Origin of the sequence: Paenibacillus sp. SAF-068, assembly GCF_051967555.1 — a bacterium.
Classification (GTDB): domain Bacteria; phylum Bacillota; class Bacilli; order Paenibacillales; family Paenibacillaceae; genus Paenibacillus.
This window is the reverse complement of sequence record NZ_JBQCJX010000003.1, coordinates 99,112-120,921: the sequence shown is the minus strand read 5'-3', so window position 1 is coordinate 120,921 and position 21,810 is coordinate 99,112. Positions and strand designations below refer to the sequence as shown.

General features: G+C 40.6%; 11 protein-coding genes. 3 read left to right on the top strand and 8 right to left on the bottom strand.

All coding sequences use genetic code 11. From position 1 onward, the window contains the following. Positions 1-39: 39 nt before the first annotated feature. Positions 40-6,270 (bottom strand): metallophosphoesterase, encoded by a 6,231-nt coding sequence (locus tag ACTHPG_RS18315; RefSeq protein WP_440390910.1) that lies wholly within the window; start codon positions 6,268-6,270, stop codon positions 40-42. Positions 6,271-6,675: 405 nt separating this feature from the next. Here ACTHPG_RS18315 and ACTHPG_RS18310 point away from each other — a divergent pair, with 405 nt between their 5' ends. Continuing rightward, positions 6,676-7,398: a YheC/YheD family protein gene (locus ACTHPG_RS18310; RefSeq protein WP_440390909.1), complete on the top strand. Its 723-nt coding sequence runs from the start codon at positions 6,676-6,678 to the stop codon at positions 7,396-7,398. Positions 7,399-7,512: 114 nt separating this feature from the next. On the opposite strand, the gene ACTHPG_RS18305 is transcribed toward ACTHPG_RS18310, so the two are convergent. The 5 genes from ACTHPG_RS18305 to ACTHPG_RS18285 form a co-directional block, all read right to left on the bottom strand. After that, entirely contained in the window at positions 7,513-7,845 is a 333-nt protein-coding gene (locus ACTHPG_RS18305; protein WP_440390908.1) for a hypothetical protein, read from the bottom strand. 400 nt (positions 7,846-8,245) lie between these two features. Further along, positions 8,246-8,863, bottom strand: coding sequence for a hypothetical protein (locus ACTHPG_RS18300; protein WP_440390907.1), 618 nt, complete (start codon positions 8,861-8,863; stop codon positions 8,246-8,248). Positions 8,864-9,034: 171 nt separating this feature from the next. After that, the gene (locus tag ACTHPG_RS18295) at positions 9,035-9,139 is read right to left on the bottom strand and encodes a hypothetical protein (protein WP_440390906.1); all 105 of its coding nucleotides are present in this window, start codon (positions 9,137-9,139) and stop codon (positions 9,035-9,037) included. Next, complete coding sequence (locus tag ACTHPG_RS18290) at positions 9,112-9,537, bottom strand: 50S ribosomal protein L25 (protein WP_440390905.1); 426 nt, start codon at positions 9,535-9,537, stop codon at positions 9,112-9,114. Before ACTHPG_RS18290 ends, ACTHPG_RS18295 begins: the two co-directional genes overlap by 28 nt. A 363-nt stretch (positions 9,538-9,900) precedes the next feature. Then, the gene (locus ACTHPG_RS18285; RefSeq protein WP_440390904.1) at positions 9,901-12,024 is read right to left on the bottom strand and encodes a bifunctional metallophosphatase/5'-nucleotidase; all 2,124 of its coding nucleotides are present in this window, start codon (positions 12,022-12,024) and stop codon (positions 9,901-9,903) included. Between the two features lie 413 nt (positions 12,025-12,437). Here ACTHPG_RS18285 and ACTHPG_RS18280 point away from each other — a divergent pair, with 413 nt between their 5' ends. Next, complete coding sequence (locus ACTHPG_RS18280) at positions 12,438-13,064, top strand: hypothetical protein (RefSeq protein ID WP_440390903.1); 627 nt, start codon at positions 12,438-12,440, stop codon at positions 13,062-13,064. Positions 13,065-13,277: 213 nt separating this feature from the next. On the opposite strand, the gene ACTHPG_RS18275 is transcribed toward ACTHPG_RS18280, so the two are convergent. Next, positions 13,278-19,556 (bottom strand): Ig-like domain-containing protein, encoded by a 6,279-nt coding sequence (locus tag ACTHPG_RS18275; RefSeq protein WP_440390902.1) that lies wholly within the window; start codon positions 19,554-19,556, stop codon positions 13,278-13,280. A gap of 403 nt (positions 19,557-19,959) precedes the next feature. Further along, on the bottom strand, positions 19,960-20,628 hold the full coding sequence (locus ACTHPG_RS18270; RefSeq protein WP_440390901.1) for a DNA alkylation repair protein: 669 nt from the start codon (positions 20,626-20,628) through the stop codon (positions 19,960-19,962). Positions 20,629-20,766: 138 nt separating this feature from the next. Between ACTHPG_RS18270 and ACTHPG_RS18265 the strand changes: the two genes are divergently transcribed. Beyond that, positions 20,767-21,720 carry a YndJ family transporter gene (locus tag ACTHPG_RS18265; RefSeq protein ID WP_440390900.1) on the top strand — a complete coding sequence of 318 codons (954 nt, stop codon included), beginning with the start codon at positions 20,767-20,769 and terminating at the stop codon, positions 21,718-21,720. The last annotated feature ends 90 nt before the right edge of the window (positions 21,721-21,810 follow it).

The window sequence follows — 21,810 nt, the reverse complement described above, 5'->3', positions numbered from 1 at the left end:
AATATGAAATATCTCGCTTTAAAGAGTAAAATTGCTTAATTATTGAAGGTCGCCATTTATCAACCAATCGGGTAAACTCCATTTTGCACTAGCTATGTTCAACCTATCTTTGTAACTAAAATTATCAGGGTCCAGTATTATGTTATATTTTGATAACCAACCAATAATCAGGTGCCCCTCGTAATCATTCTCTTTTTTCGCTGATTCATACCACCAACTAGCAGCACTGGAGCACTTAAATAAACTTTTAATTAGCATATCAGCGTATATCCAATTCGCATCTTCTAAATCATTTTCGGCAACTATAGTTAGAGCTAGGTTTATAACCGCTGTATCACCATTTATTTCTAACGCATTTTGCAAAAGTAAATATATATTATTATTTGGTATGATTCCTCTTATTTCATTTCTTCTAAGCATATATGCTAATGATGTACCAGAGTGCTCATTACCTCTATTAAAAGCTATCACAAATAGTTCAGTTGCAAGTTCGTAGTCTTCAAGCTTATATGCTAGCATACCAAATGCATGGTATTCATCTGAATTTATAGTGCCTAAGACTTGTTTAATAAATTTGTTACCTTTAGTTATATTTTTTCCAACTTTGATTCCTTTCTTAAGTCTAATCCCATATTCAAGCATTGCTTCTTTAACTCCACTTTCTGCAAGCTTTTTTATTCTGTTAACTCCATCAGAAACATGCTTTTGTACTCCATCTCCATTTATTAATCGTGAGGCATATACATGACCTGCTTCTTGATTACCTTTTTGAATCAATTGTCGAATTAACTTGTCTCCCTTTCTTCCACCTCCCTTTAAATAAAATCCATCGAGCAAAAATTGAGAGTATTCTAATATCCCTTGATCTTCTTCTTCTTTTACTAGCTCTTCAAATAACAGAGTTGCCTCCTCCCTGTCCATTTCAATCTTATCTCCAAGAGATAACGACCTGGCAAGGAAAATTTTTGCATTAGTATCACCGTCATGTTCAAGCTGCCGCATCATTCGTAATCCTTCTTCGTACTTGTTCGTAACCATCTCAACAGATAAATAAATCTTTGCCAAATGATATTGACCTAAAAGATATCCCCTGTCAGCTGTTTCCTTTAATAAAGATATCCCCCTTTGAACGTCCTTTTCTATAGATTGACCTTTTATCAATTTCAAACCGTATTCTACCATGCATTTATTATCTTTATCCTCAATTGAACGTTCATAAAGTTCAATTGCGTATTCTAGATTATGGCTTACCTTGTGACCTTCAAGATAATAATTGGCTAAAATTTGCATTGCTTCCGAATCATTTTCCTTAACTGCCTTTTCTAAAAAACTTATGCCCTCAGTTTTATTTGACACTTTGAGTACATTTTCATTTATTAATCTCGCTAAAAGTCTACGTGCATCTTCGTTGTTCCTCTCTTCTGCTTCTCTAAGCAACTTTTCACCTTTTCTAAGATCTTTAGGGACATCTTCAGGGCCTATCAAGATAGTCTGTGCTAAATTAAACATAGCCTTCAAACTACCTTTATCAGACAAATCGTTTAATTGCTTTAACCCCTGTGTGATATTCTTATCTAAACCGTTACCAGTAATCAGTCTCTTAGATTGTTCTATAATAGCTTCTTTATAATTTCCCTCAACCAGCTCATCTAATACTCTTTTTCCTTCATTTAAGTTTTTATTTAGATAAACTCCGTCTAACATCATATTAGCAAGTTTGACACCTGCCTTTTTATCACCTTTTTGGAAAGCACTTTTAAGAAGGGTTTCACCTTTCTTTTTATCTTGAGATACTAAATTACCGGAGATATACATGGTACCTAATATCCTCATGGCGTTTACTTCTTCGTTAGAAACTTCCTCTAATAATTTAAGCCCGTAATTAATATCCAAATTCAACTTATTAAGGATAATTCCATGACCTAGTATCGTTTTAGCTAACTTATTTCCAAGAAAAACTGATTTCTCTAACCATTTTCTGGCCTGTTCTTTGTTGATAGGCAACCCTATTCCATTCAAATATCTGTAACCCAACTCTCGCATTGCTTCTGAATCATTTAGTGCTATAGCATCATTTAAGTAACCTAGCCCTTTTTTTATGTTTTTATCAACATGCTCTCCGTCAAGATATATTTCTCCTAAAAGTATTTTTGCTTTTATACTGCCTGATTTTTCCGCCTTTTCAAGGAGGCGAACAGCTCTAACCACATCAGTTTCGTTGACATTATTTTCAGAGTCAAGTAATAATTTAGCTAGGAAATACTCTGAATATGTATCTCCTAACTTTGTCAATTCCTCAAATATATTCATAGCCCTGTCGATATCCTTAATTAAACCAAAGCCATTTGCATATCTATATGCTAGTTTTTTCTTGGCATAATCATCGCCATTGTTGGCGTTCTCATTTATTAAATTTAGGCCCATTTGAATATTCTTAGCATAATGATCTCCATCAATAAGCATTTCACCATATATTGTTTTTGCATTCTTGTAGTTTTGCTGGACTAATTTAGCCAATACCTCTTTACCTTCATCTATGTTTTGTACGGTATACTCACCACTAAATAAATGTATAGCATAATCAAGTTGACATTCTTCAACACCTTCGTTAACAAGTTCCTTCAGTAAAACCAACCCATTCTTAACGTCTCTTATGGATATTGGTCCTTCTAATAATATTTTTGAATAATAAGCTTTCGCGTCTGTATTCCCATTCTCTATTAACTCTTTTAATAAATTGATTCCTTCAGTTAAATCCTTTTCTGTTTTTCCAGCATTAACCTGGTATCTTGCCAAAATTAATTTTGCCTGAACACTACCATTCGAGATTGCTTTATTCAAGAGATTCCTTCCTCTATCCGCATCTCTCTCAATCCAATGCCCATAAATATATCTTGTACCCATAACTCTAATTGCTGCCACATAATTTCCCTCTACAAGTTCGTTTAAGAGACTGTCTGCCCTTTCAATATCTTGAACAAATTTGTTACCCATCAATAACCTTATAGCAAGTTGCACTTTTCCTAGTTTATTCCCTAGTCGAGATGCTTCTTCAAGTAATTCTCTGGATTCATTAATTTTTTCTATATTATTATTTTCTTCAACCAGCAATATTCCTAGCATTGCCATTGCAGTAACATCCTTAAAATCTGAGGCTCTTCTTAGCATTTCTTCTGCCTTTTTCACATTTCTAGGGACCTTATTGCCTTCAATGTATGAAAGTCCCAAAAAGACCATTGATTCAATATTGTCCGATTCAACCGCTTTGCTTAAAAACTTCATTGATAAATTTATATTTTTATAAGACTCATTAAATATATACTTCCCTAATAAGAATAACTTGTGTGAATTTTGCTTACTCAATAAATTATTCATAAAACAATTAGTTAAATTATCAAATGTTTCAACTTTAATTACTTGCTTATCTTCCATTTTCCTTAGAAACTCACCAATGAAGCGCACTTCCAGTTTTTGTTCATTTGATATCCACTCAAAAATGTATTTAATAAATTGCTCTACATCTCTAAAGGAAAAATAGGAGGTTAGGAGATAATCAGATAACCCTTGTTTCACAAATCTTATTCTACCAAATCTCATATTACTTAGATGGCTTTCAATTTTTCTCAATTCATGTCTTATCATCGGCATTCTAGCAGAAATCCCTCTGAAATCTAAAAAACTTTGAACATTATCTAGAGATAACGGCTCAATATCTTCGAAAACAGAAAATAGTAACAAAGACTCTTCAAGTATACTACTACCTAAGCTTGCCTCTTCAATAAAAATATATTCATGATCTATTAGAGTTAAAACATTGTTAAGATTTTCAATACTCTCTTCTGTAATTGGATCACCAGAACCAGTTATCTTATTTAACTCAATAATTTTACCTTTTGTTCTCTGATAAACCCTGTCATTCAGAGCTTTTTCTTTAGGAATCGAATCCTTTAAATTTGTAAATAGTGGTATTACATTTCTACCAAACGACTCTATTTCTATAATGTTTGGTCGACTCTCATTAATAAACCCACTCACACATTCATTATTGCTGCCTGTAACCAACATTATTGAACAGATGTCTATGATATCTTCCAATAAAAACTTTAACTGATTCTCTAAGTGTGTAACTAACTCAAGAGAATCTATAATTATGCATACTTTAACGTTTTCTTTTAATGAACGTTTTATTGCTTCTTTAAAATACGGTTGTAGAATTACGTATTCTGGAAATTCAGCCATCCCATTTTCCTTATTATATTTCTTAACTTCTTCAACCAATATTTCCATATCAATATTATTAACTATTGTCAAGTTACATTGTTCTATAATGCTATAAATAAATTCCACTATATTATTAGAATATTTAAATGAAAACACCAAAAATGATATGTTTTCCTTGCTTTTCATTGTTTCCATAACCGAAGAAACTATAGCTGATTTACCGACACCTTTAATTCCTTTAACAATTGTGAATTTTTTGTCATCTATGCTACTAATGATTGAATTAACTTCATCCTCTCTACCTTTGAGGTGTTCTTTATAACTTGAGTATTCTTCGTAAGTCAGCTTCAAAATTTGAATTATTTCTTCTGATTGGATTAAATTAATATCGCTACTAGCTCCTATTTGTTTAAACAGATCGATATTAACCAATACTGGTAATGTAAAAAGAAGTATTATCTCCATTACCAATCCTTGTTTTCCTTTCAATTCAAGTCGCATTCCACGATTATGTTCAATACAAGAAATAGTTTCTTTTGATTCCGATAAAAGCACTTCCACAATATCATCATCCGAGTGTTTATCTAAATCAGAAAATATAAATTCAAATATATCATCACTAGTAGTTAATTGTTGGTGCCCTTTAAGATTATGTATCTCGAGTAGCCAAATTTTTATGTTATCAAAACATATCTGTAAATTCTCTATTAATTCCATATTATTTTCAATAGAGGAAAAAACTTTATCTATATTTTCGATAAAGTCCTCAATACTAGAAACAGTTGAATTTTTCAGCATTTTATCCATTATCAACAAACATAATTGAGCATTTTCCTTGTAATCCGAGTACTTATCACTCTTCTCTAAAATTTCTCCTATATATTTTTTGAAATAAGTGCTTTTCGAAAACTTTAATGCCTTACTGTTACTAATTTCAAGGTTTATAGGAATATAAGGATACTTCTCACTACTAACCTCACTTAAATAGTTATTTTGATTTAACTTTGGATTCATTAAATCATGCTCTGAATCGCTATAATCACTTTCGCCTCTTTTATTTTGTTTTTCTTTTTTTTTTATAGTATAAGATTTAACACCCTCATTTGGCGCTAGCTCAACATTAGATAAATACATTTCATGATCTAAAGAATATTTTCTATTGGTTACAGTAATTACACCATTATTATCAGAATAATCTACTATTGCATAACCATTTAAATAACGTTGATCGTTATTCCAGATGTTATCAGATGTGTTCGACGGTGCAATTGACATGAACATATCTCCAAAAGTACTACTATGACTATAATTACTACCCTTATGAACATGTCCGCAAAATACCATGTCATACTCTCGTTCAATTGAAGGCTTGACTGCATCCATATCAAAGGGATTAAGAAAATCAAATTGATGATGCATCAATGCTATTTTTATATCGCAATTTTCTATAAAATCACGAGACTCAGTGATTTGACGTTTACCTAATAAAATATTTCCATGATCTTTTTTACTATCGTAGCATCTCCATGCGGTATTAAATGCACTAATACCTATTTTAGTATTGTTCACGTCAAAAATATAACTTGAATGAAAATTTGTTATTTTACAGTTAGTGTTCTCGTGAAAATCTTTCTCAAATTGCTTGAACGGCAAAATTCTTTTAATCCCTTTAGTACCGTTTTTATCTATAAATAATGATACTTCTGCTTCCGCACTTAAAGTTGTATGAAGACCACTTTCATCGATTTTATCATCAGCATATCTATCAATGTCATGATTACCAGGAATAAAAACAAATCTACTTTTCTCCATATTGAGACACTCAATCAATGGCACGATTACATTTTCCTCAAACTCAGAAAAAGCCTGACTTACACTTTCAAAACTTCTACCTCCTTGATCGATCAAATCGCCAGTAAATAAAATAAAATCAATCTTTTTACTTGAATCAAAAGCGCTTAAATCATTTGAAAGAGCCTTAACAATCTGATTTAAATCTTTTAACCCCTCTTTTTTTATGTGAAAATCTGACAAGTGAACAAATCGCATATTATCCCTCCTCTATCACCTTACATTTTTTAGTATACCAAATAAAGATTATAAATCTCTACCACTATCTATCAATCAATCTACACCCTTTCATTTTAATTTTCTTATCTTTGAGTAAATTAATTTCTCATGTTTTATTCGCAAAATAATAGGGCACAAGCTCAGTAAGAATTATAATAAGTACAGGCACATACGGTATAATCAAGGATAAATTTGTGGTAAACGGTATGTACTAGATAGCCTTAGAATTATGGTAATGATTCTTTTAAGAGACCTGATATCCATCAGTTATAATCAAAAACCCTATAGGACGAATGAGGTTTATAAAATTAGACGAATGACAGCTTATATGGATGACTTATATCACTTAGAATGAGTATAGACCCTTAAAAAGGCTGTGATTCGATGTTATTTCAACGAGACAAATGGTTGCAGTATCGCACGCTCCAGAGTGTGCCCTTACTCGCCGAGCGGTTACCCGAAACACAGCTTCTTGAGAAGGAATCGTTAACAAACATGCTGCTACACTACCCAGGCTTAGTCCTGAAACCTTGCAATGGAAGCTATGGAAGGGATATCGTATTCATTGAACGTCAGCGTTCCAACACCTATCGAATTCAGAATGAGAATCATACCATTACCCTGCTGAATACAGATCAGCTGCTTGATTGGCTCGACAAAAGCTATAAAGATCGCACCTATGTTGTCCAGCAACGCCTGCACTTGGCTCGAATTCGCAATAAACCGTTTGATCTTCGAATCATGGTTCAACGCAAAAAGGAAGCGCCATCGAAGTGGAAAGTGACTGGCGCCTATGCCAAGGTTGCATCACGAGGATATTTGGTCACGAACGTGGCCAGCCGTACCTTGCCTGCGCTTAAGGCACTGCAACTCGCACGTGTCGGAGGCCGGACTTTGCTTGTTCAGGCAGAACGAACTGCACTCCTCGCTGCCAAACAACTGGCAGAACACAACCCCGATCTTAGACAAGTCGGCTTTGACATTGGAATCGACCAGAAAGCTCGAATTTGGATTATTGAAGGTAATTATCGACCCGACTTGCGCCCTTTCCGGCACTTGAAAGATTCCTCCATGTATCGCCGCATATTATGGTATCAGAAGCATTGATTCGCCATTCGCCATGTCATGATAAGGAAACGACTCGCCCTTAGTAGATTGGGCGAGTCGTTGCTTTGTGTTGAATGGGGACTACTACTCAGATTACGTTCGTATCCTGCATTCTTACTTCCGACAGCCCCGTCTCGGTGTACTTACTACACGAGTAACCTGGAAACGGTTTGGTCCTGCCTGTATGATGGCAAATTGGCTGTAGGACGTGCCCGAGGACGTATACGGTTCAGCTTCGATGTTGCCATTCGGTGTTCTAACCGTTGCTGTAATTCTTGTCACCAAGCACGCTCCACGTGAAGAAGCCTGCCAAGTCTCATCACGCTGTACCGCATAGTTGTCATCGCTGCAAAAGAGAGATGCATACTCTACTCTTCCGGTAGCAGTAAATGATGTGGAATTGTATATTCGAACCGGGGGATAACTCCGAACTCCTCTATTTCCCATTCTCAAAACCTCCTTTATTTTGATAGTTTATTAAATGCAATCGATTGGAATTTGGTCAGGGATAGACGTGGACAAGGCTGAAAAAGTGTATTTGTCCGACGGTTTAGGAGGGAAGTGGCAGCTTGATGTCTTATTTTAAACACGAAAAAGAACCCCCCTTTACTGTACGAAGGTGGGTCGAGAATGATAGATCTACACTCCCTATCATTGTAATGAGCTAATTAAGTCGATATGAAATATCGTATATGGTCGTAGTTCCCGAATACGGATGTTTCTACTCTGCCGCCTCTGCCAACCATGCTTGCATAGCGGGAGATTCTGCTTGATTCAGACGTAGGGCAATCTCTATGGCCAGTATCTCTATTTCTTGTATTGGTTCCATGATTAGAGTTCTCCCTTCCTATTTGCCATGAATCAGAAGTCCATATTTATTGAAAATCCAGGATTGGCTCAAGTCGTGCATTGCATCCTGGCTTATACGCACAGAGGGCTTCTGTTCCTTCATTGCATCGGCATCATGAGCTGAGAAGCGAAGAGGTTTTGTCATTTTTTTGATAGAGTCCCTAATCTCATTGAAAAGCGCATAGGTTAACGGTTGATGATCCCGGATATCCTCATATATATAGTATTTTCCTTTTTCATCTTCCAAATTAACCTGAACGCCTTTCGGTAACGAAAGCATGATGCACGGCAGTTCATCCTCTGCCCATTGTGCGTGATATGGGAAAGAAACACCTTCATTTCTCACAAAAAATCCTGAACTTTCCTGATCGAACGCAACCGAAATGGAATATATAAAGAAGGGACGAACATCGTTTCTCTGTTCTCCTGTCACATAATACTGATAGAACGTCTGATACGCCTCATACACCTGACTATGATCATGCTCTGTCCGGGCAGCATTGGTATGATGGAATTGCACCTGTCTCTGCTCGAAAAGCTGTAATAGAGCTTTCAACTCTTCAGGAGTTATGAAGAACTTCAGTTTATAGAATCCGCTGTTCTTTAATTTGTCCATTTTTTTGGCCCACCGCCCTGTATATGTATCTTATTTCCATTATAGTGATCACCTGTGCTGAGTCTACCTACTTTACACCTGAATTTTGCGAATGAAAGCACAAATTAACCGTACAGATTATTATCCGTACGGTTAATTTTTACTTATTCTGGTAGTTCATACTCGGTATCGTTAAGGTTTAACTACAGAGAGAAGAGACTCATTTCCCTCAGAGATCACCGTAACATCTGTTGCAAACGTTGCATCACTTACATGTAGCGTTTCTCCAAGTTCCATCGCACTAATGTCAAATTCAATCGACGTTGGCAAGTGTCTCGGCAAGGCCTCTTTGTGCCAATCGGGGTGCCGTTGAACTTGACAGGAATTTTAGTACGCATGATCTCATTCGTTTGCACCTGTTGAAAATCCACATGAAGCAAATCCCGTGTAACCGGATCACGTTGAAGGTCTTCCAACAATACGGTCAATGCGCCTTTGTCTTCAAACTGCAATTCAACAAAACCAGATGCTCCTTGCTTCAACCATTTATGAAATTCTATTGTTGGAATATGAATCATCTGATTGTCCGTATTTCTGCCAAAGACAACGCCTGGCAAACGCCCGGATTTACGTAAATCCCTAAGTCGGGAAGAATTTAATGGAATGCGGTTCTCCGCTTGAAAACGAGTAGTCATGCTATGTTCGCTCCTCTTTATTAAATGATATTTTCACAATTTTCATACTCATCCAACCATCCCCTGTTGGGGCTAAAGAGAGAAACATAGCATCACCACCTCCAAAACCGATCCAAATGAATTTAAAATACATTTAATGTAAGCTCCCATAATATACATGAAGGCACTCTACTCCGAAGAGTAGAATGCCTATGGGATGCCTCCACCCTATCATAGAAACATCAATTTGTCGATTCAATCTCATCATATGATCAAACGTGTCTGCTTCCTTATTCAAAAAAACACATCCTGCATTGGGATATAGCATTCTCCCAATCGGATGTGTTTTCCTATTTTAAATATAAGGTTCAAATAAGTTCTACATTATGAAGCTTTGGCTGCAACGGCCTTTTCAATTAAAGCTTTGGCATCGTTAGTCGTGAGACCTTGTTTAGGTTGAAGTGATTTTTTATCGGTTCCACCCAGAATACCTTTATCAATCAATTTTGCCATAGGCTTAATTGCGTAAGCAGACACGGATTTACCATCTTCGAAAGCAGCAATAATCGTTGCCGCATTCGCTTCAGATGCCGGGCTGTTCACCAATTTTGCCAAAATCGTCGCTGCTTCTTCCAAAGTAATATCACGTTCCGGGTAGAAGTTCCCCCCGTAACCTTGAATGAATCCAGCTTGCGTTGCTTCAGCAATCGCATCAGCATATGCAGCATTGGCAGCAACATCCTTGAATGCAGGTGCCGTCGTTACTTTGTTTAGTTTCAACATGTCTACCAGCGCACTTACAAATTCAGCACGGGAAATAACCTCTGAGGATACAGGTGTTTCTGTTGGCTCGGTAGATGCAGCCAGGTTTGTGATACGCGCTTCATTTTTAGCTTCGATGCTGCCACCTTTATACGTTTCTACGATGTACTGATAGAATACATCCAGATCGATTGGGCCTGCCAAGGATGATTTAGCATCCAGCAGCACTTTATAGTTATCTCCGCCTGCAGCCATAAAGTTATTAACGACAGCTGTATATGTTTTTGCAGGATCAATCAATGTTCCATCTTCAAGGCTAAGACCCGTTACGCGTTCTGCGACCGGCTTATTAAAATCTGCAGTATATTTCAAACCAGAGATTTGAAGTGTCTTGGTATTAGGTGTACCGTCAGCATTGGTACCCCATTGCTGCTGCAACAAGGTTTTAACCTGTTCGCCAGTCAGCTCCAGTTTCACTAATGTATTGCCAAACGGTTGGATTTTCGCAAGATCAGCAAAGGTTACATCGCCTTTTGGCAGATCCGCACGAATACCACCTGGATTCATAAATGCAAAGTCAGCAGCGCTTGCTTTATCACCAAAGTCTGCATGACGCATCGCATCAGCAATCAGGTTTCCTAGAGGCGCTTCATTATTATAAGCATCTGTACGAGTGACGGAACCATCTGTTGTACCTACTGGCTTCGTTAGCTCAGGATGCTTGTCCAATGATTTTTTGATAATAGCCAATGTCTCAGGGTCCTCTTTTACACCCTCTTGGAAAGTCGTTGTAACCGTAGCTGATTTTTCAGTTACATCTCCGGTAGCCGGGTCAATCATCAGTTTGATATCTTCAAAAGCCGTACCATAGGAATACGCTTGAACAATCAACTTTCCATTCACTTCACCGTTAGCCAAAGCATGATTGTCGCCTGCAACGATAACGTCAACAGGGGAATCTGCCGGTAGAGCTTTCGCCAAATCAGCTGCTTCTCCAGTAGTCACGCCTTCTTTGGTCGTTGCCGGATCATGTGCCAACACAATGATCGTTTCTACACCTTTATCTTGCAACTCTTTCGCATATTTATTAACGGCTTCAACTTCTTCTTCTACGCTTAAGAAGCGCACACCAGCGGTACCCGATGGGGATACTTTAGCAGGTGTAGATTTCGTCACTAAGCCGATGAATCCAATTTTGACGCCGCCTACTTCTTTAATCACATAAGGCTGGATCAACGTTTTGCCAGTAGCGGTATCAATGACGTTAGCATTGACGTAATCAAATTTTGCACCGGCATGGGTTACTTTACCTTCTTTTGGATCAAGGCCACCAAAGATCTGTGCTTTTAGGGCAGCAATACCTTGATCGAATTCATGGTTACCCAAGGACCCTACATCAAACCCCATCATGTTCATCCATTCCATCGTAGGCTCGTCACGATCCATAGATGAGACCGGAGCTGATGCACCAACAGAGTCCCCATTATGGAAGAGTAGGGAGTGTTCATATTTGGCTTGAGCTTCTTTAAGATAGGTTGCTAGAATTGGAGCCGATCCTGCTTTCTTATCACCCACGATGGATGTCGTATCTAACTGACCGTGGAAATCATTGATTCCAATCAAGTGTACTTCTACATCGTTGCCTGCGGCAGAGACAGAACCTGCTGCGCCCAATAGTTGGGTGAGTAATAGTGCAGCAGTAGCTACACGCAGTGTGCTTTTACCCAAAACTTTTTTCCAAGACATGAATGAAAAAACCCCTCTCCAATTATCGATCCTGAGATATTTTACCATAGTTCAATTCATAAAGATCATAAAATATATAAATTGTATGTAAAAATTTTGGAGGATTGATAGAGGAGACGAAAGATTAGGACGCATTGGATATGATTGATAGATTCAGAATTTTTTATAGATAAATATGGATTTTATATTTCTGAATTGCTATAATGGAAAAAAAAGTATTGAACTTTACCGATACTGCGATTCCTCTATCAAAGCACAAGCAACACTCGCTTCCATCTCTTACAAGCACACATCCCATTACATAATAGAATCAAAAATTTTCATGCTTTCTGTAAAGGAGGTGACCGTTAGAAGTATTTTAGATCTTATTTCCCGTCTTTCCTACCCATATAAAAAACATAGGAGCGTGTCCAATGAACAAACGATTTTTCCCAAAAACAATTCGAATTCTTATGGCTTACTTGTTGATTCTTGCATTTGCCGTACCCGCGACAGCTTCTGCCGGCTATCTTGGAGATAAACTCACAATCGGCCAAAGCATGGCGAAGGGGGACTATCTCACCTCACAAGATGGCAGGTTCTCAGCCATTTGGCAGAATGACGGGAACTTCGTTATCTATCAGAACGGTTCTTCTCTTTGGAGCAGCGGGACCAGTAACAGTGGGGCTCTTTCGTTTACATTCGAACCGCAATCCGGGAAACCTATTATGTATAAATATGGAACGAAGTATCAGGATGTTTACCAATATGGTTATCGTTATGGTTTCAACCCGGCTACAGGTAAATTCGAATATTATACGGGTTGGGGATGGGATAAAGTTTTGATGATTGATACTTCTGTACAGGTAGCTGCTTGGTCTCCCAACACCACCTCATGGATTCCAGGCCATCATGGGGGCAGCTTACCAGCTAACACAACGGGTGACACCCTGGTCATGCAAAGTGATGGGAATTTAGTTCTCTATAACACAACGCTGACCAATAGCAATTATCCGAACAGTTGGATTCCTGTCTGGGCTTCGAATACGGGCGGGCGCTAAAAGGGAAAAAGACTCGAACGAAAAGAAACGTAATTCAATTGAAGAGCCGCGTGATATGCGGTTCTTTTTTGTGTCTATCGTTATGGATCCACTCCCCAATTGGTATGCACGTAACCGGATAGTAAAAAAACTGAGGAATCTAATTAGATCCCTCAGCTGAGTTTAAGATAGCATACACATAATACTAGGTTTGAGTGTGTTCACAATGGAAAATTACCACAGATCTTGCGGGATGTACTCGATCATCGTTTCGGAGCCATCTTCATTGATTTTATACGTATGGGTTCTCGTTGCTTCCTCGACATGTCCATATGACCATTTGTCCAAACGGTTGTCCGGATATGAAGGTTCTGCTCCAGTCAGAGGACCTCTATAAAGCATCCCATTAATCATCTTAACGGCTTCCTCTCGGGTAATCTGACTTCCAGGTTGGAAGGATGCATCTTTATACCCTGATACGATACCGAAACGGAAAACTTCATCAATAGACTGCTCTGCCCAGTTCCCCTCAATATCTGTAAACGGGCTCATTCTCAAGATATGGTCCATCTTCAGCTCTTTGGCAACGCCGAGATAACGCGCAATGGCTGTTGCCAACTCTGCTCTTGTAATGGGCTGATCCGGTCTGAATGTATGATCCGCATATCCTTTGAATATTCCTTTATTTGCGACAGCTTCGATATAATCGGCACCCCAGTAATTCGTAGCGACATCGCTGTACAGTTTGATGTGTCGAACCTCATCTTGCAAATGAAGCGTTCGGGCAAAAATAGCTGCAATCTCTGCACGCGTGATGAGCTTTTCAGGTTTCACATTACCGTCTGGGTAACCCATAATATATCGATCATGCTTGTGCTCATAACGGTTAGAGTACAACATCACTTTAATCAAGGACATATCGTCTTGCGTATTCACAAGCGTAAGCTTATGTTCAGAGCCGACCACAGCTGTTACAGAAGCATAGTTCTCTCCTTCGGTCATTTCGTTAACCTTTAGTTTAAACGTCAATTGGCCACGCGTGTCTCCCGCTACCTTACCAACATTCCACTTGATTTCTTGGCCGCTAACTATTCCGCCGTTTGCATCAACTAAACTCAATCCCGCCGGGATCGTAGCTTTAACATACAAGCCATCAGCCTCAGTCAGCGTTTTATTGGCGTAAATCACCGTAAAGGTTAGCGTATCGCCTTCTCTGCCCTTCATTTTATCCACAAGAATGGCTGTGGCAAAGTCGATCGGCTTAGTCGTTATGGTTGTCGTAGGCTCAGTCGTTGTGACTGGCAATCCAACAGGATCAGTCGTTACAACTGGAGAGCCCCCTCCGTTGGATGACGGCAGTGGCGTCATGCTAAAGTCGTACAGCACAATCTCCGTACCTACATGAATTAGCGGCTGGTTCGTATCAACAACTCTACTGTCGAAATCCTTATATCCTGCCTTGGTCGCGGTTAAATAGTAATCCGTATGCGGAAATACCATGAACGCATACTGCCCTGTCGCATCACTCGTCTGCGGGTTCGCATTATCCGCTGGTGGGAAATTGTTCACAGGTGGCAAGTTGACCACCGTTCCGTTGCTGTAATGAAGCGTAACGATTGCACCGGATATTGGATGACCCGTCACGGAATCGGTAATTGTACCGTAGGGATCAATGAGCACCTCACTAATGCTGATTTGTCCGTCTGAACTGATTTCAATATCAGCATGGCCGACTACAACAGGTTGTGTTCCACCGCCCGGAAGCGGAATGTTATAAATGACATCGGCAGTGTAGCTGCCCTTAAGTACACTGTCGATATTGAATATTCCATTGGAGTCAACTTGGCCTGTATGAGCCCCATTGCCGTCATTGATCAAAACCGTATAGCCTCCACCCACAGTACCGTTGAGTGCCAGGGAGCCACCCTGCGATGTTTCCACCAAGACAACACCCGAGACTGTTTTGTTCCCCTCAAAGGATCGGCCATCCACACTGGCGTTTACTGGAACACTCTGATTAAACGTGACGGATGTTTTCTGTCCGCCAATATCTACTTGCTTCGTAATGGATACATCGTACGTCACATTACCCTGCGGTATAGCCAGGGTGTATGCTCCATCGCCCGCTGTAACTGCAACCGCATGAAAATCGGCAATGCCGTCACCGTCAAAATCTTTGCTCACCTTAATTAAAGCGCCTGCTACCGGGTGACCCGCTTGGTCTGTGACAATACCCGTGATCACACCAGGGGTGATGGTAATATAGATGATATCACTTACATGGAGACCTCTAGGTTTATCATCGACCGTTGCCGTCAGCGGTATGGATGCAGACCCCGTACCACCAAGAACCCCCGCGGTGAAGGTTGTGGTTGCGATGCCATCTGCATCCGTTAAAACACTTACCGTATTGGAGTTTCCAGCAAAATGACCGTACGTTGTATTTGGCACATCAAATACGACTTGAACCCCTGCCTGAGGATGACCCTCTTTATCAGTCACCATCGCCTTAAAGATCGATGTTGACGTGCCGTTACCAAGTATGGACGATGGGTTGGCCGTCAACGTCATTTCATACTCGACAAGCTCGAAGTCCTGAGTAACCACTCCGTTCGCATTGCCGTTGGTCGTAGATACTGAAACTTCTCTATGAGCAAGGCCGTACTCATCGCTAATCACTTCTAGCATATATTTATTGATCACGACATCTTCAAAAGTGTACTTGCCATCTGAACCCGTTGTGACCCGTCCCTTCTCTTTACCTGCAAGGTCACGTAGAATTATTGTTGCGCCTGATATCGGATTACCGGTTTTTTTATCCGTGACCGTTCCAACAATGCTCGGGTTGGTCATTGTGATTGTCACCGTGGCTATGTTGGACTGACCTGTTCCGTCAGAAGCTTGATAGGTGAACGTCACACTGCCGAACGCTTCTTCTTTTGCCTCGAACGTGAATGAACCATCCGAGCTGGCGGTCAGCGTACCCTTGCTTGCATCGCTAACTGAACTGATATTCACTGCAATAAGGGTATCATTTCCAGCGTTAGTATCATTGGATAGGAATCCGTGTTCTGCCGGGACAGTCAGCGTACTTCCTCTGACAACCTGGTAGCTGTCATTAGCGGCAGCTGGAACCGCTTTGAATTTTGCATAATAGTCTCCAGCTGTATGAACAGTAAAGGAATAGGCCGCAGCTGTGCTTACAGGACTGCCTGCACCTTCCTCATTGTCATACCAACCTGTGAATGAATAGCCCACAGCCGGATTAGCCGTAATCGTTGCTGTTTCACCAAACCCATAAGCATCATCACCCGAAGTCGTGCCGCCCACACTCCCAATGACATGCGTAGTAATTGGCATCGTAATTGTGATCGTCACCGTCGCTACACTCGAATGAACGGTTCCGTCAAACGCTTGGTACGTAAACGTCACTTTACCGGAAGCATTCTCCTCCACATTGAACGTGAACGATCCATCTGGGTCCACATTCAGCGTGCCCATACTTGGATCGCTGATTGAGCTGATATTTGTCACGGTAAGAGGATGATCCTCATCATCCGTATCATTCGAGAGCAAACCTGTCTCGACTGGAACGATGAGTGTATCCCCACTCTTTATGCGATAATTATCATTTTCCGCCACAGGCTCATGTGTAGCAACGGGTAGCATAATCGTGATTGTCACCGTAGCTTCATTCGAAAGGGCAATTCCATTATCAGCTTGGTAGGTGAACGTCACACTACCAGACGCTTCGCTATCCGCCACAAACGTAAATGAGCCATCCGAATTTACATTAAGGTCACCCTTGCTCGGATCACTGATTGAGCTGATATTCACTGCCGTAAGCGGACGATTCTTCGCATCTGTATCATTCAACAAGATTCCTTCTGCCACCGGAATGGTGAGCGTATCTCCTCGCAAGACACTATAGGTGTCATTCTCAGCGAAAGGCAATATTTCAAATTTAGCATAATAGTCCACATCCGTCTGAACGGTAAACGTATAGGTTGCATCTGTACTTAATGGAGTACCTGTCCCCTCTTGATTGTCATACCATCCCACGAATGCATAGCCTAGAACCGGGCTGGCTGTAAGTGTCGCTGAATCACCAATATCATAGGTGTCATCCCCTGCAGCCGAGCCGCCAACAGCTCCGATGACATGGGTGGTGATTACTGCTGTTGTTACATCCGTTACAGTGGTAGTCACTGTATTCGAGCCCAGGTTGATCCCCGTTATTACAGCGTTATCACTGACTAGTGTCTGCTGCGTACTTGGTGCCGTTATAGTGAACGTCAGCACTTTGCTGCTGTTGGCTGGAACATCAATTCCCGTTTGTGTTTGACCGTCACTGGTGACACTAAGTCCGGTTTTTGACGTATTGGTATAGCTATAAATGGTAACTGTATAGTCCATCGAACCGTTGGTCAGAACTGTCACCGGACCTGTCTTGCTGATTCCCATCATCAGATCAAGTTTACCGTTGTTTCCAAGTCTCATCGTCGCCTTGCCCTGGTTCAGCGACTCCTCGGTTACGTACGATGCACCGATTCCATCTGTTTTGGAGATCGTTTGCTTACTCGTTAAAGCAAGATAGTAAGGGCTGTCCGTAGGCGGGAAGAAATAAGCCGCTGTTTTGGCCCCATCCATATCATTACCCGAGTTGAGATAGCGGGATAGATCCCCGACTTGATTCGGCGATACCTGAAAAGTCGGTTTTACTTTATAACTGAGCTTAAAAGTACCTTCTGCTGGCGCACTATAATCCCCCGATTGTGGGTTTGTCCGGTTCTTGAAGCGATAAATATGCGGTTGCATGTCTTCTGCGTCGATATACCAAGTGAGATTGGTAACGCCTGCGACTGTCTTAATGACGGCTTTACTTCCGTATCCAGCGAATTGATACGCTGTACCGCCATTGATCGTCGTAGTTGCATCCACTGTTGCAACGGTGTCACCGATTTTCAACGTGGACAGATCCACATTAAAGTCTTCGCTAATTTCGTCTGCAACGACAATTGCACTTGCTATATCGGCTGTCTCTGAGCCAAGATCCGTAGTCTCCGGTATATTGAGAAGCGGAAGTATGGTCGTAGTAGCTTCTACATCATTGGCCAAGCCAGCAAAAGCTGAACTGACAATGTCGTAGGTTGGAGCGAATGTATAATAATTACTGTATACAAAAGAATCTGCGTAGTTAAAACCATTTGGTCCCTGTGCAGCATAGGTTTTCAGCTTGTCATACGTATTCTTTGCCGTACCATAGTTATAACTGCTGTCATCCTTATGATCGTTGACTCTTTTCGGGTCAAGCCCTGCCCATGCATAGACTGGCTGGCTACCACTATATGGTCCGTTAATTGCCGTTGTGGAACCCAGTCCCACTGTATACACTTTGGCCTTAGTGGATTCTCCTCCATTGTATGCCGTGTACTGATTATCCAAAAGACCCTTCATATATGCGCCGGTGAGTATAGTCAGCGCAGCGATTTCCGGATCACCTGTATTGGCAAGGCTGGTACCGGCAGTAGCAGGTACGTATTTGGTGCCATCAGTTCCACTCTGAGTATAGTTAGCAATCGTTGTAGCTTCGGTTAATGCATTGTTATAATCCGATTCGAATGATTTTCCTTTTGGGGAAGAATACCATGCCTTCTTGGCATGAATCGCCGCCCCGTCCGATAGAAGGAACAAATACGGCTGACGCTTAGGTCCCGTACCCTTGGTTCCCACATTTTTCATCGTCTTCGAAACGCCATACATGATGCCATCCTGTGTTGGTGTTCCTGCCCCCAACGAAACTGCCGATTGTGTACCAACGGGACTGCCATCCTTGGTCAGATTACTGTTCACCGTGATGGTTTGGTTTGTTGCATATTTCAAAAAATCTTCCGTTCCATGTCCTGTACCAAAGTCGTAGTGCCCAAGTTCCATAAACGTGCCGAGGTGGTTGGAGCTAGCCGATCCTCCAAACCAATAAACGGCAACCCGGTTATTGGGATTGGCATCCATGACTGTGCGGATTGCATCATTGGCTGCCTTGGCCATCGCTTCGACACGATAGTACACACCGGGTCCACCTGCTGTTTCCGCTATTTCTCTCCCATTCAGATTGCCCATAGACGAACTCATGTCCAATATGAAGGTTACATCTGCCGCAGGACCATCAGTACTGCCGCTCCCTCCGACACCTGGATTGGTGGAATTTGCCGTCATATATTCTTGTGCTAGCGCTGACAATTTTACATTGAAACTGCCATCACCCTCTGCTGTGACGCTCTTGTCAGTCCAGATACGTCCGTCTGATGCAGCTGTACCAAAACCGCTAGGCGGCGTATCCGTCACCGGGTCGGCAGTTAACTTGACCCGGTATTGACCGTAATTCGTCTCCGCTGTCGTTGGAGCGATTGCAGCATTGGCCACTGAGCCGTCCAAAGGGGCCAAACCACTAACCCCAAACATTAGACACACCGTAAGCACAATTGAAATGATTTTTTTAATACCGTTGCCCATACTTATTTCCTCCGTACAAAAATGAAATGTAAAATGTAATCCTCTACTACAGCAAAATTCTTGTGTTGCTTCGTCTGCAACTCACACTGTTCAAAAACGATCTATCACAACGTTTATTACCTTCTTCCCGTCTCCAGATTTATTGCGAATTTTAGTATAATCATTTACTCTAAACAAAAACTGAACAAGAACGTGATGACAGTTGCCTTTGCCTGGTTGAATCACAAAGAATGCATAAATTTATTGGGATTTGAAGAATGAAGCCTTGTTATTGAGGAGGTTTATTCTTAAATAAAAAAACGCCACAACTCTGCTTCATGCAGGTGCTGTGGCGTTTTTTATACTACTTGGTACGTTCACCGAATCATTCTAGAGACGAAACTCTGTCTTTTTTCAGGGATAACTAATTTTTAATTCGTTTGTTAACTTCAATCGCAATGAACTCTGGCAAATAATGAGGTGTACAGCCCTTAGATACCATTTCATCTTTATAAAGACCCGTATTCTCACCAAGTTTAATACAACGTGCACGATACTTTTGATCATAAACACCTATCCAGCCTGCAATGAAATTCATAGCCCATTGAACTTCCGGTTCTTCCTGCCTAATATTAGCTTCAATTGCAGATAGCAAGTCTTCGGTATTATCAGGCGGTGTTTGTCCGGTCCATCTCAATCGCGCTTGATAATACCAGAAAACTCGCCTTTGAAGAGCAGAAGGGCTATTCTCCCATGACTCCATCAATGCAATTGTCTTCTTGTCTTTGCTGAGCTGATTAGCCATTAACCAATCCATTAAGTTATTTCGCTCATCAAAAGGGTAAGTCTGCATATCCTTGTCCAACTTATTCAGCACCTCTTCTGAAAGAAGTTTTTTATCCATAATTAAGATTGCTAATAGTCTGGGCAAAAACTCTTCGGTTGACCAAAGTTCCATCGCTAGTTCGTGATCTTTTTTAATGTCCTTCGCGATTTCACGTAATTCGCCTAGCTTAGTTTTACTATTGATCTGTGATAGGATATTTTCTGCTCTTGAAGAGCGTTTCATTTCTGTACTTTTGTTTTTATTCATTGGATTCCACGGCTCCTTTATTAAAGCACTGTTTCATAATAGACTACTAGAAGGAGACTTGCCGTTCTATACTAAAGAAACACTACATAACTGAATGCAGGCAGATCTTACGATAAACGTAATCAGAAAGGAAACCCCATGAATAGTTCTCTCAGGCAACTCATGAAATCACCCGCATTTCCCGGGGGAATCATAACGATTCTGATATTTTCTCTGGATTACTTTCAATTTGAACTTGTTGAGAAATTTCTGCTTTTTGCGGCTTTCGTCATTGTGCCTCTTGTGATTTTACTTTTGAACCATGACGAAAAGAATACACATCAACGAATGATTTATGCTGCTATGAAATGGCTTCAATTTCCCGCAGCGCTTCTTACCCTAACCTCAGTAATGAGTAGTAGGATGTGGGGGTTAGAAAGTGCGACAATCCCAGGCATTCTGTCCCTTGGGTGGCTACTGTTCACACTGCTGCTTGGCATCTATGGCTTGACCACGATTATGATTGCTAAAGGAAAAGCAGCGGAAATAGCGATTGGCGCGGGGCTCGTTTATTTTTTGATCGGGGGCATTTGGTTTACCTTATATCAATATCAAGTAAACCTCTTCCAGGCTAATCCTGCAACGCACGCATTAAGCTCGGTTCACTTTCATTTTTCATCTGCAATTGTCCCCATTTTTATTGGTGCACTGGGACGCATCATGACGAAGAAAAGCTGGTATCCCTGGGTCGTTGCGATCGATATCATCGGACCCATTCTGATTGCTATTGGTATGATTTTCTCCAAGCCAATTGAATATGTCGGTGTCACTTTGTTCGCCTGTAATATTGTGGTTTACACCGCTTATCTCCTTACTTACTTAAAGAAAAATGCTTTGGATATTAAGGCAGCCTTCTTCTTAGGCCTTTCTTGTCTAGCCTTTTATACGGTTGTTGTCATTTCCATCTTCTATCCGTTACTGAAAAATATGTATTCCTTAACCATACTTGATTTCATTCCCATTTACGGAGCTCTGCATGCGTTTGGTTTTGTCTTATGTGGACTGATTGGTTGGGTGTATATGGTAGGCTTCATTAAGGAGTCGGCTTCATAAGAGTAGTTTAGTCTGGTTCGTGCTATAATAGTGATCACATAAATAACATTCATCATTCTGCCGAGATGGCGATGATTAAGGAGATTGAAT

What these genes read in the sequence shown, in the direction of transcription:
- ACTHPG_RS18315 (WP_440390910.1), bottom strand. Translation starts at nt 6,270, where the DNA reads ATGCGATTTGTTCACTTGTCAGATTTTCACATAAAAAAAGAGGGGTTA.
- ACTHPG_RS18305 (WP_440390908.1), bottom strand. Translation starts at nt 7,845, where the DNA reads ATGGGAAATAGAGGAGTTCGGAGTTATCCCCCGGTTCGAATATACAAT.
- ACTHPG_RS18270 (WP_440390901.1), bottom strand. Translation starts at nt 20,628, where the DNA reads ATGAATAAAAACAAAAGTACAGAAATGAAACGCTCTTCAAGAGCAGAA.
- ACTHPG_RS18290 (WP_440390905.1), bottom strand. Translation starts at nt 9,537, where the DNA reads ATGACTACTCGTTTTCAAGCGGAGAACCGCATTCCATTAAATTCTTCC.
- ACTHPG_RS18295 (WP_440390906.1), bottom strand. Translation starts at nt 9,139, where the DNA reads ATGGAACTTGGAGAAACGCTACATGTAAGTGATGCAACGTTTGCAACA.
- ACTHPG_RS18300 (WP_440390907.1), bottom strand. Translation starts at nt 8,863, where the DNA reads ATGGACAAATTAAAGAACAGCGGATTCTATAAACTGAAGTTCTTCATA.
- ACTHPG_RS18265 (WP_440390900.1), top strand. Translation starts at nt 20,767, where the DNA reads ATGAATAGTTCTCTCAGGCAACTCATGAAATCACCCGCATTTCCCGGG.
- ACTHPG_RS18275 (WP_440390902.1), bottom strand. Translation starts at nt 19,556, where the DNA reads ATGGGCAACGGTATTAAAAAAATCATTTCAATTGTGCTTACGGTGTGT.
- ACTHPG_RS18310 (WP_440390909.1), top strand. Translation starts at nt 6,676, where the DNA reads ATGTTATTTCAACGAGACAAATGGTTGCAGTATCGCACGCTCCAGAGT.
- ACTHPG_RS18285 (WP_440390904.1), bottom strand. Translation starts at nt 12,024, where the DNA reads ATGTCTTGGAAAAAAGTTTTGGGTAAAAGCACACTGCGTGTAGCTACT.
- ACTHPG_RS18280 (WP_440390903.1), top strand. Translation starts at nt 12,438, where the DNA reads ATGAACAAACGATTTTTCCCAAAAACAATTCGAATTCTTATGGCTTAC.